At 46.6% G+C, this 15,033-nt stretch carries 13 protein-coding genes; 12 read left to right on the plus strand and 1 reads right to left on the minus strand.

What is annotated here, in order from left to right; translation table 11 throughout:
* The 12 genes from spoVG to urtE all read left to right on the plus strand — a co-directional run bounded on the left by spoVG (position 1) and on the right by urtE (position 14,128).
* Positions 1–282, plus strand: coding sequence for a septation regulator SpoVG (spoVG, locus tag AC787_RS16640; protein ID WP_028609566.1), 282 nt, complete (start codon positions 1–3; stop codon positions 280–282).
* Between the two features lie 320 nt (positions 283–602).
* Complete coding sequence (gene glmU, locus AC787_RS16645; protein WP_054025800.1) at positions 603–2,000, plus strand: bifunctional UDP-N-acetylglucosamine diphosphorylase/glucosamine-1-phosphate N-acetyltransferase GlmU; 1,398 nt, start codon at positions 603–605, stop codon at positions 1,998–2,000.
* A gap of 354 nt (positions 2,001–2,354) precedes the next feature.
* Entirely contained in the window at positions 2,355–3,005 is a 651-nt protein-coding gene (locus AC787_RS16650) for a 50S ribosomal protein L25 (protein WP_054025801.1), read from the plus strand.
* Positions 3,006–3,210: 205 nt separating this feature from the next.
* Positions 3,211–3,771, plus strand: coding sequence for an aminoacyl-tRNA hydrolase (gene pth / locus AC787_RS16655; protein ID WP_054025802.1), 561 nt, complete (start codon positions 3,211–3,213; stop codon positions 3,769–3,771).
* A gap of 63 nt (positions 3,772–3,834) precedes the next feature.
* Positions 3,835–4,065, plus strand: coding sequence for an anti-sigma-F factor Fin family protein (locus AC787_RS16660; RefSeq protein WP_054025803.1), 231 nt, complete (start codon positions 3,835–3,837; stop codon positions 4,063–4,065).
* 109 nt (positions 4,066–4,174) lie between these two features.
* On the plus strand, positions 4,175–7,702 hold the full coding sequence (mfd, locus tag AC787_RS16665) for a transcription-repair coupling factor (protein WP_054025804.1): 3,528 nt from the start codon (positions 4,175–4,177) through the stop codon (positions 7,700–7,702).
* 71 nt (positions 7,703–7,773) lie between these two features.
* Positions 7,774–8,847, plus strand: coding sequence for a peptidylprolyl isomerase (locus AC787_RS16670; RefSeq protein WP_054025805.1), 1,074 nt, complete (start codon positions 7,774–7,776; stop codon positions 8,845–8,847).
* A 453-nt stretch (positions 8,848–9,300) separates the two neighbouring features.
* The gene (gene urtA / locus AC787_RS16675) at positions 9,301–10,575 is read left to right on the plus strand and encodes an urea ABC transporter substrate-binding protein (RefSeq protein ID WP_054025806.1); all 1,275 of its coding nucleotides are present in this window, start codon (positions 9,301–9,303) and stop codon (positions 10,573–10,575) included.
* Positions 10,576–10,700: 125 nt separating this feature from the next.
* Entirely contained in the window at positions 10,701–11,606 is a 906-nt protein-coding gene (urtB, locus tag AC787_RS16680; RefSeq protein ID WP_054025807.1) for an urea ABC transporter permease subunit UrtB, read from the plus strand.
* Positions 11,607–11,627: 21 nt separating this feature from the next.
* Complete coding sequence (urtC, locus tag AC787_RS16685) at positions 11,628–12,710, plus strand: urea ABC transporter permease subunit UrtC (RefSeq protein WP_054025808.1); 1,083 nt, start codon at positions 11,628–11,630, stop codon at positions 12,708–12,710.
* Entirely contained in the window at positions 12,682–13,455 is a 774-nt protein-coding gene (gene urtD, locus AC787_RS16690) for an urea ABC transporter ATP-binding protein UrtD (protein ID WP_054025809.1), read from the plus strand. The genes urtC and urtD overlap by 29 nt, the downstream gene beginning before the upstream one ends.
* The gene (gene urtE, locus AC787_RS16695) at positions 13,433–14,128 is read left to right on the plus strand and encodes an urea ABC transporter ATP-binding subunit UrtE (protein ID WP_054025810.1); all 696 of its coding nucleotides are present in this window, start codon (positions 13,433–13,435) and stop codon (positions 14,126–14,128) included. The genes urtD and urtE overlap by 23 nt, the downstream gene beginning before the upstream one ends.
* A gap of 178 nt (positions 14,129–14,306) precedes the next feature.
* Here the strand turns inward: urtE and AC787_RS16700 are convergent, their stop codons facing one another.
* A complete protein-coding gene (locus tag AC787_RS16700) occupies positions 14,307–14,783 on the minus strand; it encodes a DUF4830 domain-containing protein (protein ID WP_054025811.1) in 477 nt (158 codons plus the stop codon).
* Positions 14,784–15,033 lie beyond the last annotated feature (250 nt).

Here is a 15,033-nt window from a genome sequence, read left to right on the forward strand (position 1 = left end):
GTGCAAATTACTGATGTCAGACTCCGCCGTGTAAATTCCGAAGGGCGTATGAAGGCAATCGCATCCATTACAATTGATAATGAATTCGTTGTTCACGATATTCGTGTCATCGATGGAAACAATGGTATGTTCGTTGCAATGCCAAGCAAACGTACTCCGGATGGAGAATTTCGGGATATCGCTCATCCGATCTCTTCAACCACCCGGGAGAAAATCCAGGCTGCTGTTCTAGCTGAATACGAGCGCGCAGCAGAAGAAGTTGCGATTGAAGAAGGAGCTTAAGCACTGCATTTTATGTTTTTGGGGTTGATCGGAGAAGAGAGCCATGGCTCTCTTCTCTTTTTTTACGGTAAAAGATTAATAGGCTTGTGTTAGCTGGCTGCTTATCTTTTTACGATGAAATGAAAGGATTTAAGCGGGGAATGACAGACCGTAATTCCATACACTTGGAAATCGAGCAACATATTCGTATAATGGAATAGGATATCCTTCTTAATTCAATGCGGCTTTCAGCGTGGGCTGATGAAGATAGCACTGTGTTTTTACTATTCCAAAAGCTATACTAAAATAATAATTTATTGCAGGTCTAGGGGGTCTTTCATTTGAAAGTTATGGCGATTGTGCTTGCTGCGGGACAGGGCAAGCGTATGAAATCGAAGTTATATAAGGTGTTACATCCAGTATGCGGCAAGCCGATGGTGGGCCATGTGCTTGATGTTGTGAAGGAAGCGGCTGCGGAGCGTGCAGTCGTTATAGTGGGCCACGGTGCAGAAAAGGTTAAATCGTATTTGGGCGATGGCGCTGAATACGTCTTGCAGGAGCAACAGCTGGGTACTGGTCATGCGGTGCTGCAAGCGGAAGCGCTGCTCGGCGGAGAGAAGGGCACGACTATTGTTATTTGCGGTGATACTCCGCTTGTGCAAGCGTCGACGATTAAAGCGATGCTTGAGCTTCATCATTCGAGTGGAGCTGCTGCAACGGTGCTGACAGCTGCTTTTGAAGATCCTACCGGTTATGGCCGCGTAATTCGTGGTGAAGATGGAACGGTACAGCGCATTGTTGAACAGAAGGACTGCTCGGCTGAAGAAGCGGCTGCCAAAGAAATTAATACGGGTACGTATTGTTTCGACAATGAGAAGCTGTTCACTGCACTTTCCAAAGTAACGAGCAATAACGCACAGGGTGAATATTATTTGACAGATGTCATCGGAATATTCCGTGAAGCGGGTGAATCCGTTCAAGGCTACTGCACGACAGATGTGGCTGAAGCAATAGGTGTGAATGACCGCGTAGCGCTTGCTGAGGCAGAGCGTTTCATGCGGGATCGGATTAACCGCAATCATCTGCTTGGCGGCGTCACTCTAATTGATGCGTCCTCCACTTATATTGAAGCAGGTGTTCAGATCGGGTCTGACACAGTCATATACCCAGGGACAGTTCTTCGTGGATCAACAATTATCGGAGAAGATTGCATTATTGGTCCTCAAGCTGATATTGCGGACAGTACGATCGGCAATGGCGTAGCGATAAAATATTCCGTCGTTTCCGAATCCATTATCGGTGACACAAGCGCTGTAGGACCTTACGCTAATTTGCGTCCAGGCTCGAAGCTGGGCGTTGGCTGCAAGGTCGGCGACTTCGTGGAGTTAAAAAATGCATCGCTTGATGATGGCAGCAAGGTATCGCATCTAAGCTACGTTGGCGACGCCAAGGTCGGCAAAGACGTTAATATCGGCTGCGGGGCAATAACGGTCAATTATGACGGTTACAATAAATTTGTAACGGAAATCGGTGACAATGCCTTTATCGGCAGCAACGTCAATTTGATTGCTCCTCTGAAAATTGGTGATGGAGCCTATGTCGTTGCCGGCTCTACGGTTACGCATGATGTGCCAGCTGGGGACCTTGCGATCGCACGTGAGCGTCAGGTGAACAAATCAGGTTATGCTGATAAAATCCGCGGTCGTGCCAAAGCAAAAAAAGAAAAGAAACAATCATAATACAAAATGGTTGATATATAGGATAAAGGATGCAGTGACGAATTCAGAGGATGAATTCGTTGCTGCATCTTTTTTTGCATTTTTATTTGTCTGAGCTTCTGAGTCCATTCTTGCAGCTTAGCTTAACAATTGAGAGAAGCTGAATGGGCTCTCGAGAAGCTAGAGTCTAAATTAATCTTTTTAAAGTTTAATTTTTGGCTGAGGTGGGTAAGTTATAGGGAAATCACATGCGAAGCAGGTTCTTGCTTCACAAAACTAAGCGAATGCTTACGAAGCAAGTTTTTGCTTCACAAAAACTAAGCGAATGCTTACGAAGTAAGTTTTGCTTCACAAAACTTTTAGGAGGTAATCAATATGGCGATAGCTATGAACGCGGATCAACGAACTGGCACGACGAAAGGTGAGTTGCGCCAATTGCGGCTCCAAGGGAAGATTCCGGGTGTTATTTATGGAAAACAGTTGAGCGATGCGGCGCAGGTAACGGTGGATAGTAAGGAACTGCAGGCTTTGCTGCGTTCTCAGCCGAATGCGGTGCTTGAAATTAATATTCCGTCCCATGGAAAAACCTCCGTTATGGTCGCAGAGGTTCAACGTGATTCTCTGAGTAGACAAGTGCTGCACGTTGATTTCCATCAAATCAATATGAACGAGAATGTCCGGGCGAATGTTCGCATTCATGCAGAAGGCGATTCCCAAGGTGTGCGCGAGGGCGGTATCTTGCAGTTGATTTTGCATGAGCTTGAAGTGCAATGTCTGCCGGGTAATATCCCTGATGCAGTAACAGTCGATATATCTACACTAGAAATAGGCGGCAGCATACTCGTAAGCGATTTGAAGCTGCCAAGCGGCGTTGAATTACTTGCTGAGCCTGAGCAGGTAGTCGCGACGATACTTGCACCGCAAAAAGAGCTTACAGAGGAAGAAGCTGCGGCTGCGGCGGTGGAGCTTACAGAGGCGGAGTCACGCTCCAAGGAAGCGCAGCTTGAAGGCGTTAAGAGCCTCTAGTTTTTTATATATATGATTGTATAAGTTATCGTTTATACAAAGCAGTATAGAGCTTTATCAGGCGCCGTCCTTATCTAGGGCGGCGTTGTTTGCTTTTTTGGGATAACAGGTATTTCAGCACGGGCTTACTGCCGCAGGGAAGCTTCTGATGTTTACGCTTGTAATAGATTATGTTACATTTGTCCGTAAAGGAGTGGAGTGAGCAATGAAGTGGATTGCAGGACTTGGTAATCCTGGTGCTGCTTATCAAGGAACCCGGCATAATGTCGGATTTATGGTCGTTGATGAGCTTGCGAGGCGCTGGGGAATTAATGTAACGCAAAATAAATGTAAGGCATTAATCGGAGAAGGCAACGTACAAGGCACAAAAGTTGTCCTTATTAAGCCGATGACATATATGAATTTGTCTGGAGAGTCCGTACGTTCATTTTTGGATTATTTTAAAGCTGAGGTACAGGACGGTGTAATCGTTTATGATGACCTGGATACCGAGATTGGCAAGCTTCGGCTTCGCTATCAAGGCAGTGCGGGAGGTCATAATGGAATCAAATCCTTGATTCAGCATTTGGGCACGCAGACGTTCGATCGCGTCCGGATGGGCATCTCACGCCCGCAGCCAGGCATGAACATTGCTGACTATGTGCTGTCTACGTTTCCGAAGAGTGAGCATGATAAATTGTCAGCTATGATTGCTGATGCATGCGATGCCATTGAGTTCAGATTGAAGGCGCCATTCGAAGAGACAATGGCAAAGTTTAACCGATAATCTGTTAGAAAATGATTATGAGGGCATACTGAAGGATATAACTACCCTTCAGGAGGCATACATATGGCAGTAAACTATATTTGTCGGCATTGCAGAACATCGATAGGGTCGCTAAGCGGATCAGACATTACGGAGCACCAATTGGGCTTCCATTTCTTGACCCCCGAAGAACGCAGCGATATAATAGCGTATGACCCAAATGGGGATGTAACGGTAAAAGTAGTTTGCGATTATTGCCGCGAGGCGATTGACGCGAACCCAGAGCTTCATTTGGTAGCTAATCCTCTTCAATGACGGAAAGTGAATAGTATGAGCCTTAGCGGATGGCTGAGGCTTATTTTCAATGTACAGGGAGCGATCGTATCACTCTCCGATTGCGTAAAGAAACGGGGTGTCGCAAAAGTTGAAAGCTTTAATTAATGCTTTTGCCGCGGATACGGACGTTCAGTCCGTTATATCCGGTATTCGTAAAGGTATGCGTGAACAGATGATATCTGGTCTCGCAGGCTCTTCCAGGCAAGTGCTCATCGCAGCTCTGCAGGAAAATGTAGAACGTCCGATGCTTGTTGTGACGCATAACATGTTCTCTGCGCAGAAGATTGCAGAGGACTTGCAGGAATGTCTTTCACCAGAAAGTGTATTATTATATCCCGCCAATGAGCTAGTAGCTGCAGAAGCGGCGATCTCGAGTCCTGAGACGCTTGCGCAGCGAATGGATGTGCTGATCAAGCTGTCCAAAGGCTATCGCGGGATTGTTGTCGTGCCCTTCTCTGGGGTTCGGCGTTATTTGCCTATAAGCAGTGTCATGGCTGAAGCGCAGGTGGCGGTTCATGTTGGTCAATCGTTGCCGATTGATGCTTTTCTGCGCCAGATGACTGCTCTAGGTTATACGAGAGCTGACCGAGTAGAATTGCGCGGCGATATGAGCGTGCGCGGCGGGATTGTCGATTTCTATCCTCTAACGGCTTCACAAGCGTACCGGATCGAATGGTTTGGCGATGATGTTGATTCCATACGTGCCTTTGATCCAGCAGATCAACGTTCTTTGGACCGTTTGGAATCCTATGTGGTTCCGCCTTGCCAAGAACTGCTCGCAGACGGGCATCGCATGGAGGTCGCTGCTAATCATGCGCAGCGGTTGCTAGAGAAGCAGCTCGACAAGATGACGGATCGCACGGCCAAGGAACGACTTCGCTCGGAGATGGGCGGAGAGATTGAAAGGCTGCGCGAGCATGTTTATTTTCCAGAAATTTATAAATATATTTCGTTGTTATATCCTGAGCGTCAAACGATTCTTGACTATATGCCAGAAGACACACTGCTCATACTAGACGAGCCGACGCGTTTAATAGAGACAGCTAAGCAGCTGGAGCGGGACGAAGCAGAATGGTCCATGCATTTGCTGCAGAACGGTAAGTCGCTGCAAGGCCTTGTACTGGCTCGCGATACAGAAGAGATTTTGCATCATCGTCCGTTCCCAACATTGTTCCTGTCCTTATTCTTAAGGCAAATACCGCATTCACAGCCACAAAATATATTGAACATGACGAGCCGCTCGATGCAAAATTTTCATGGTCAAATGAATGTGCTGAAGGCAGAGATGGAACGTTGGCGCAAGACGGGTGCGACGGTAATGATGCTGGCTGGCAACTCGGAGCGCATGGAGCGCATGCGCCGAGTTCTTGACGACTATAGCATTGAGATGCCTACTCTGCTAGAGGGGAATTTGCAGTCCGGATTTGAGCTGCCTTCTTCTCATCTTGTTGTGATTACTGAAGGCGAGATGTTCTCGCAAAAGCAGCGCAAAGCGCGGAAAATGGATAAAAAAGTAGACAATGCCGAGCGTATCAAGAGTTATACGGAGCTCAAGGTCGGCGATTATGTCGTTCACCATAATCATGGTATAGGTAAGTATGTAGGTATCGGTACGCTTGAAATAGCCGGGATTCATAAAGATTATTTGCATATTCTCTATGCCGGCGGCGATAAGTTGTCTGTTCCGATCGAGCAAGTGGATATGATTCAGAAGTATGTCGGCAATGAAGACAGAGAACCCAAGGTCAATAAACTTGGAGGCAGTGAATGGACGCGGGCGAAGAGCAAGGTAAAAGCATCCGTTCAGGATATTGCCGATGACTTGATCAAGCTATATGCAGCGCGGCAGACGGCACCAGGATACGCTTTCGGACAAGATACCTCGTATCAGAATGAGTTTGAAGCGATGTTCCCGTATGACGAGACGCGTGATCAGCTTAGAGCAATCGAAGAGATTAAGAAGGACATGGAGAAGAGCCAGCCGATGGATCGGCTGTTATGCGGAGACGTCGGTTATGGAAAAACCGAGGTTGCCATTCGTGCTGCCTTCAAATCAGCAATGGACAGCAAACAGGTAGCGGTGCTTGTACCAACGACTATTTTGGCGCAGCAGCATTATGAGACTTTCCGTGAGCGTTTTGCGGGTTATCCAATTAACGTGCAGGTACTTAGCCGTTTCCGTTCTCGCAAGGAACAGAATGAAACGATGAAGGGATTGAAGGCGGGAACGGTAGATGTGGTTATTGGTACGCATCGACTGCTGTCGCAGGATATAATTTTCAAATCGCTCGGTCTGCTGATCGTGGATGAGGAACAGCGCTTTGGCGTGTCGCATAAGGAAAAGCTGAAGAAGCTTAAAACGAATGTCGACGTGCTTACGTTGACTGCTACTCCGATTCCAAGAACGCTTCATATGTCGATGCTTGGCGTGCGGGACTTATCGGTTATTGAAACGCCGCCGGAGAATCGGTTCCCTGTGCAAACGTATGTGGTGGAATATAGCCCGTCCCTCGTGCGGGAGTCGATAGAGCGCGAGCTGGCACGCGGAGGCCAGGTCTATTACTTGTATAATCGGGTTCAAGGCATCTACCAAATGGCGGAGCAGATCAATGCGCTTGTACCGGGTGCTAGAGTTGCGGTCGGTCACGGGCAAATGTCGGAGCAGGAACTAGAGAAGACTATTCTCGATTTCCTTGATGGAGAATCAGATGTTCTGGTAAGTACCAGCATTATTGAGACTGGCGTTGATATTCCGAACGTTAATACGCTCATTGTGCATGATGCTGATAAAATGGGGCTCTCGCAGCTCTATCAGCTGCGCGGCCGAGTCGGGCGTTCGAATCGCATTGCATACGCTTATTTTACGTATCAACGGGATAAAGTGCTTACGGAGGTTGCGGAGAAACGTCTGCAATCCATCAAAGAATTTACTGAGCTCGGCTCAGGCTTCAAAATCGCGATGCGCGATCTTTCGATTCGAGGAGCGGGCAACTTGCTTGGAGCTGAGCAGCATGGCTTTATTGCTTCGGTAGGCTTCGACATGTATTCGCAAATGCTTGCCGATGAGATAGCGAAGCGTAAAGCGGAGATGAGCGGCGAAGAAATCAAAGAAGAAAAGCCTGTTAGCATGCTTATTGATATTAGCATCGATGCTTATTTGCCTTCCGATTACATTTATGACAGCATCCAAAAAATTGAGATTTATAAAAAGGTGGCTGCTATTCGAACGTTTGAAGAAGCGGATGATGTAATCGATGAGCTTGTGGATCGTTTTGGCGATTTACCGCAAGCGGTAAGCAATCTGCTAGCAGTGGCTAGATTAAAAGTATATGGCACGATGTACGGTATTGAGCAGCTCAGTGGCAAAGGTGATGATCTGCTGCTTCGTTACGCAGCTAGCGAGAAGCGGAGAATTGACCGTAAGAAGGTGGACCAGCTTTGTCTGAAGCATGAAAACCGTTTTAAGCAGGGAAGCGAGCAAGAGCCAAACCCAAGTATTTTGCTGCGTGGCAAGGGATTGAATATGGAGCAGAAAATTCATATGATTGAACAATTTTTGCAAGCGTACAAGGATGTTCTCCTTTATAAAGACGAATTGCAAGATGCGACACCATAGACAAGATTCGCTTTATACGCCCCTTTTCTGATACAATATTAACAAGTTCTCAATATGAAAGGGGATTCAACATGTTACACAGTTCACGCAAATCGGCATGGCGCAAAGGTGCGCTGCTTATCATGGCAGTAGTGCTGGTCATGACGATGGCGGCATGCGGCGGTGCGAAGGAAACAGAAGTTGCAACCTATAAGGGTGGCAATGTGACAGACAAGGAATTCAATAAGTATTTGGATGTATTTACGGTTATGCAGCCTGCGTATGCGCAAGTTATTGAAATTCCGCAATTTAAGGAGCAGCTGCTCCAGCAGTATATTTCCTACAAAATAATAAGCGGCCAGGCTTCTAAGGAAGACATTAAAAAGGCTGAAAAAGAAGTAAAAGAACAAATGAAACAGTATAAAGCGGCGCTTTCCCAAGATGCGGAGTTGAAAGCTGCTGTAGATGCTAAGAAATTAAAAGAAAAAGATATGGAAAATTATTTGCTTATGACCTCTAAGCTTGTGGCTCGTATGAATTCTCAAGTAACTGAGGAAGAAATGAAAACCGAGTATGAAAAGAATGGTATTAACTATGCAACCGTTTCTGTTCGTCAAATCTTGGTAGCAACAAAAACGACAGATCCAGCTACGCAAGAGGAGAAAGAGCTTCGTACGGATGCGGAAGCCTTGGCTCGCGCTAAAGAAGTGAAAGACAAGCTGGCAGCAGGCGGAGACTGGGCAGCTCTTGCCAAAGAATACTCCGACGATCCAGGCTCGAAGGATGCAGGCGGTTTATATGCGGACAAGAAGAACGGTCAATGGGTAGAGGAATTCAAACAAGCTGCCTACAAACAAGAAATTGGTGTTATCGGCGATCCAGTACAAACAGAATTTGGCTACCACGTCATTCTTGTTGAGAAGCGTGATACGCCAGCATTTGATAAATTAAGCGAAACAGATAAAGAAGCTGTAAGAGGTGCAGTTGCCTCTGAGCATATGAACAAATACATGACAGACGAGCTTCCTAAGCAAGAAATCGTCATTAAGCTTCCTAAAGCGGAAGAAGAGACTCCTGCTAGCGATGCTCCTGCCAGCGATGCTCCAGCTGGGGATGAAACGCCAGCTACAGATGCGCCGGCTACAGAAGCACCAGCAACGAAATAAGTATAAGACGAACATCTCAGACCCTTTAACCATTCGTTGGTTAAGGGGTCTTTGTCTGAAAATATGCAGAGTAAGGATTGATTGCAGGATTCCGCAGACTATATGTTCATGACCGTTTTATGGCTTTAAAAGAGTTAAACCCATCTTGAGGCGTATGCCTTAGGCTGGGTTTTTTTAATTTTATTAATGTCATTAAAACTATCATAAAAATAATTTAAATAACATAATAGAAACAGTCGAACTATCAAGAGTCAATATACCTAACACGAAAGAAAAGAAAACACCCCTAAATGACCAATTAAAAGTCAAAGTACATCCGTTTAAAAATTAATGTTAACTATATTGACATTAACTTAACTGCCAATCTATAATAAAAGCACGAACAATGGAAGTTAATTCCAAGCTAATGTTCGGAAAAATAGAGACAAATATCAAGCGATGGGGAGTGGGAAGATGAAAAAGAGAATGTTTTATTCATTTGGCCTTATGTTTGTGGCGTTAACGATCGTATTGGCAGGTTGTGGCGCTAACAACAACAAACCAGCATCTACGAATGGGGAAACAGATAAGCCGACAAATGCTTCCAATGCCGGAGCGGGAGCAGAAGGGGAAATTAAAGTAGGAATATTGCACTCGCAGAGCGGCACCATGGCGATCAGTGAGGTATCAGTTATCGATGCTGAAATGATGGCCATTGATGAAATTAATGCAGCGGGTGGCGTTTTAGGTAAAAAAATTGTTCCTGTGCTTGAGGATGGCGCTTCAGATTGGCCGACCTTTGCTGAGAAGGCTCGCAAGCTTATCTCAGAAGATAAAGTGGCTACCGTATTTGGGGGATGGACTTCCGCAAGCCGGAAAGCAATGAAGCCGGTATTCGAAGAGTTAAATGGCCTGCTCTGGTATCCAGTGCAATATGAAGGTCTTGAATCTTCTCCGAATATTTTTTATACAGGTGCTACAACGAACCAACAAATCGTTCCATCTGTATCATGGCTGCTTGAAAACCGCGGCAAGAAATTTTACTTACTCGGTTCAGACTATGTATTTCCTCGTACAGCAAACCTCGTTATTAAAGAACAGTTGAAGGCTGAAGGCGGCGAATTAGTTGGTGAAGAATACACACCGCTTGGCCACACGGACTACAGCACGCTGATCAGCAAGATCAAAGAAGCTAAACCTGATGTCGTATATAACACGCTGAATGGTGACAGCAACGTTGCTTTCTTCAAGCAATTGAAAGATGCGGGCATTACGGCAAAGGATTTGACTACATTGTCTGTATCTGTTGCAGAGGAAGAGATTCGTGGTATTGGTGTTGATGTGCTGGAAGGACATTTGGCGGCGTGGAACTACTATCAAACAACGGATACGCCAGCAAATAAAACCTTCGTCGAAAACTATAAAAAGAAATACGGCGATGAACGCGTAACTGCGGACCCTATCGAAGCCGGCTATACAGCGGTTTACTTATGGGCAGCGGCTGTCGAGAAAGCAGGCTCTACGGACGTAGAAAAAGTGAAAGAAGCTGCAAAAGAGCTGGAGTGGGATGCTCCAGAGGGTAAAGTGAAGATTGATGGCGCTACACAGCATATTTACAAAACGGTTCGTATCGGAGAAGTGCAAGCTGATGGCCAATTCAAGGAATTGTGGAATTCAGGTGAAGCAGTTAAACCAGATCCATACCTGAAGGGCTACGATTGGGCAGCAAGCATTCAACCGACGGAATAATTCATAAGCAAGCGATCGTCTAATACGCAGCAATTTATGGGGGAGTATTCGGTCGCTTCGAATGCTCCCTTCTGTTATTGCCACAGAGGAAGGCGACAGCCGTTACGCTAGAGAGGAGCGGTCATATGGAAGTGTTTCTGCTGCAGCTATTTAATGGTTTAAGCATCAGCTCAATATTATTGCTGGTTGCCTTGGGGCTCGCTATTACATTCGGTCTGATGAAGGTCATCAATATGGCGCATGGCGAGCTTATTATGATAGGGGCATATTCCACTTATTTGACGCAAAATGTATTCCACGATTATTTACCGAAATCGATGTTTGATTGGTACTTTGTGTTAGCTGTTCCGGTTAGCTTTATCGTAGCCTTTATCATTGGCTTCATTCTCGAAATGTCGCTGATCCGCTTTCTATATGGACGGCCGCTCGATAGCTTGCTCGCCACTTGGGGTGTTGGTCTCGTGCTGCAGCAGCTTGCAAGATCAATATTTGGTGCACCAAACGTTGCGGTTACAAGTCCTGCGTGGCTAAATGGCGGTTTAAAGATTATGGATGGAACCTTGCTTCCTTACAAAAGGTTATTTATTATCGGACTCGTCATTGCTTGTCTAGTTGCTATGTATTTCTATATATACCGCAGCCATGAAGGAAGAAGAATGCGAGCGGTTATGCAAAATCGCGATATGGCCGCATGCCTTGGCGTTTCCACAAGACGGGTTGACGCGATGACCTTCGCTATCGGCTCCGGTATTGCCGGCATTGCCGGCTGCGCGCTCACTCTGCTTGGTCCTATCGGGCCATCTCTTGGCACTTATTATATCGTTGATGCCTTTATGGTCGTCGTGCTTGGCGGAGTCGGCAAGCTGGTTGGAACGGTGCTTGGGGCAGCTGGAATTGGGATGTTTAATACTTTGTTTGAGTATTGGACGAATGCCTCGCTTGGCAAGGTGCTTGTGTTTGTCTGTATAGTTGCTTTCCTCCAATGGAAGCCTATGGGACTCGTTGCCATGCGTTCGCGTTCGCTCGACTAGGATAAGAAAGGTGGGACGCACATGCGCTTGCAAAAATTTACTCCTCAACGAATTTGGATCTTAATCGGGTATGCGGCTGCGGCAGCAGCGCTCTTCTCAGCTCCGCTATTCGTAAGTGATTTTCGGCTCAATTTGTTAGCGAAATTTCTAGCCTTTGCGATAGTGGCATTAGGGCTTGATCTGATATGGGGCTACACCGGTATTTTAAGCTTAGGGCATGGTATTTTCTTTGGGCTAGGCGCCTATGCCATGGCTATGTATTTGAAGCTCGAAGCAAGCGGGGGAAGACCGCCGGATTTCATGGGCTGGAGTGGTCTTAAGGAGCTGCCTCTATTCTGGCAGCCGTTCCAAAGCTTCTGGTTCGCGGTTGCGATGGGGATTGCCATACCTGCGCTGCTCGCGCTAGTACTTGGTTATGTCACGTTCCGCAATCGAATTCGCGGCGTGTACTTCACTATTTTGACGCAAGCGCTCGTTATCATTACGACGACACTGCTCATTGGTCAGCAAGCTTTCACAGGCGGTACAAATGGGATTACGGGTTACTCTACTGTGCTTGGCTTCTCTATAGGTTCACCTGAGACGAAGCGTGTGCTCTACTATATTACCGTCGTTGCGCTCATTGCCATATTCGTCTTTTGTCGTTACGTAATCGGCAGCCGCTTCGGCAAGGTGCTCCGCGCTATTCGCGATGGTGAAAACCGCGTTCGGTTTATTGGCTATAATCCGGCAATATATCAAATGGTCGTTTTTACAATTTCAGCCGGAATTGCAGGAATAGCGGGGATGCTGTTCGTGCTCCACGTCGGTATTATTTCTCCATCGATGCTCGGGATTGTACCTTCTATTGAAATGGTCCTTTGGGTAGCCATTGGCGGACGGGGGACGCTTGTCGGAGCAGCGCTTGGCGCAATACTCATGAACTGGGCTAAAAGTGAATTCAGTACGGCATATCCGCAGAGTTGGTTATTCTTTATGGGGTTGCTGTTCGTAGTCGTCGTCGTATTTATGCCGAAGGGTGTCGCTGGTTTAGTTAGTCAATTGAAATTCCGCAAAAAAGGGAGGGAGCCGAAGCATGAAGGAGTCCGCAATCCTGCTGTGTGATGATGTGACGGTTGAGTTTGACGGCTTTAAAGCGGTTCAAGGCATGAACTTGAAGCTTGAGAAGGGTGAGCTTCGTTTCCTCATTGGCCCAAATGGAGCTGGCAAAACGACAATTCTTGATGTGATTTGTGGAAAAGTAAGGCCTACGGCGGGGCGTGTCACTTTCGGCAAGGTGGATATAACGAAAAAGAAAGAGCATCAAATCGCTGAGCTAGGCATCGGTCGCAAATTCCAAGCTCCTTCTATATTCCCTTCGATGACGGTTGCGGAAAATTTGGAAATCGCGATGCGCCAGAAGCGTACCGTATTCGCTACGTTATTTGCAAAGATGGCGGAGGAGGAACGGGCAAGAATTGACGGGCAGCTCGTTATGATTGGCCTGCAGAAAAAAGCAAAATGGCGGGCGGGCGGTTTGTCGCATGGGGAGAAACAGTGGCTTGAGATTGGCATGATGCTGCTCCAGGAGCCGGAAATATTATTGCTCGATGAACCGGTGGCGGGGATGACCGATAAGGAAACGGATAAGACAGGCGAGCTGCTCCACCAAATAGCTCGCAAGCGATCCATTGTTGTGGTGGAGCATGATATGGAATTTGTTCGTAATTTTGCGAGCAAGGTCACGGTCATGCATGAAGGGAAATTGCTGAAGGAAGGTTCAATGGAAGAAATTCAGCGAGATGATCGCGTAGCAGAAGTGTACTTGGGGAAAAGGCGGGATGCCGATGTTAGCCGTTCAACAGCTTGAGGCCGGTTATGGCGAAAGTATTATTTTGCGCGATGTGTCGCTGAAGGTGAAGCAAGGGCAGGTTGTATGTCTCCTCGGACGAAATGGGGTTGGCAAGACAACGCTGATGAAAAGCATAATGGGACTGCTGAAGGCGCGAGAAGGCTCTGTATCCTATAATGGCTCGGATTTAACGAGAAAGGCGCCGGGACTGCGGGCAAAAAGCGGAATCGGCTATGTGCCACAGGGACGTGAAATATTTGCCCAAATATCGGTTTATGAGAATTTGCTGCTTGGCCTTGAGGCTTCAAGGTCAAAAATATCATCTATTCCAGAGGAGGCTATTGCGAAATTCCCTGTGCTTCCAACGATGTATACACGCCGCGGCGGTGATCTCAGCGGTGGACAGCAGCAACAGCTCGCTTTCGCGAGGGCGTTAGCCTCGAAGCCCCAAGTACTGCTGCTTGATGAGCCTTGCGAGGGCATACAGCCCTCCATCGTTGATGATATAAGGGATGTTATTCGATCGATCAAAGCAGACGGCAAAACGGCTATTTTGCTGGTGGAGCAAAGCTTGGATTTTGTGAAGAGTGTGGGAGACTACTTCTACGTGCTGGAAAAAGGGGCCATTGCGTGGGAAGGCGGCTTGGAGTCGCTGGACGACGAAGTCATTCGCAAATATTTGACGGTATAAAGCGATACTGTACGGAATAATAAGCAAAAAGCGCCTTCATGAGAGGGCGCTTCTTGCTTTTGCCTTGTTATAGCTGTTTCCTGCCGAATGGCATCTATGTTGCGAAGGTTTTCTATGATTCCATAAATGTCTTCCTTTATTTCCATGTAAATTCCCCTGTATATGGAATGTCTTATGTTTAGTTTTGGGAAGTGGGTGTATATTTTTTGGCCCAGACTTCACGCCAGTCTTGAAAAGATTTGCCCTGAACCTCTTCTAATGTTTTGCCGTCTATCGACCAGTAACCACCGTCCGATATATCTCCGTTAGGAAACGAAGTTCCTCCTATAGGCTGGCCATCAGCCAAATATACATAAACATCGACGTTTTCTTCGAGGAGAGGATGATTGGTTACGATAAATTTCTGTATATGAATCGTTTTTCCAACATAATCGGAAGGATCAACGGATTGCAACCCCCAGTACATCATATAGGGTAGGACTGATAATTTCTTTTCGGTTAGCTCGTAGCTACTAACTTGACCCCCTTTTTCAACAACTTGATATCCTTTTTTCTCAAGATAGCTCTGAGAGACTGCTTGCTCTGTCGGTGCATGGGATTGTTCTGAACAACCAATGGAAAAGGAAAGCAGCGCTAAGATAAATAAATACTTCAATGCATTCACCCCTTCTTATATCAACTTGTGCATTATCGCGCTTTGTAGAGCAGCTCTAACCAACTTCCGTTGCAGTTTGTGCAATGGAATGAGCTTTTTAAGCTGCGTTGTCCGGCTTCTATTGCACTTTCTGCAATAGAATTACGGCTTGATGGGTTTTATCCATGAATCTCCTTCCATTCTATTGCAAAACTACAACGTGGCTTGCGTTAGACGCCCCCATGTGAGGTTTCTATTGCACAAACTGCAA

It is taken from the genome of Bacillus sp. FJAT-28004, assembly GCF_001280845.1.
GTDB lineage: Bacteria > Bacillota > Bacilli > Paenibacillales > Paenibacillaceae > Pristimantibacillus.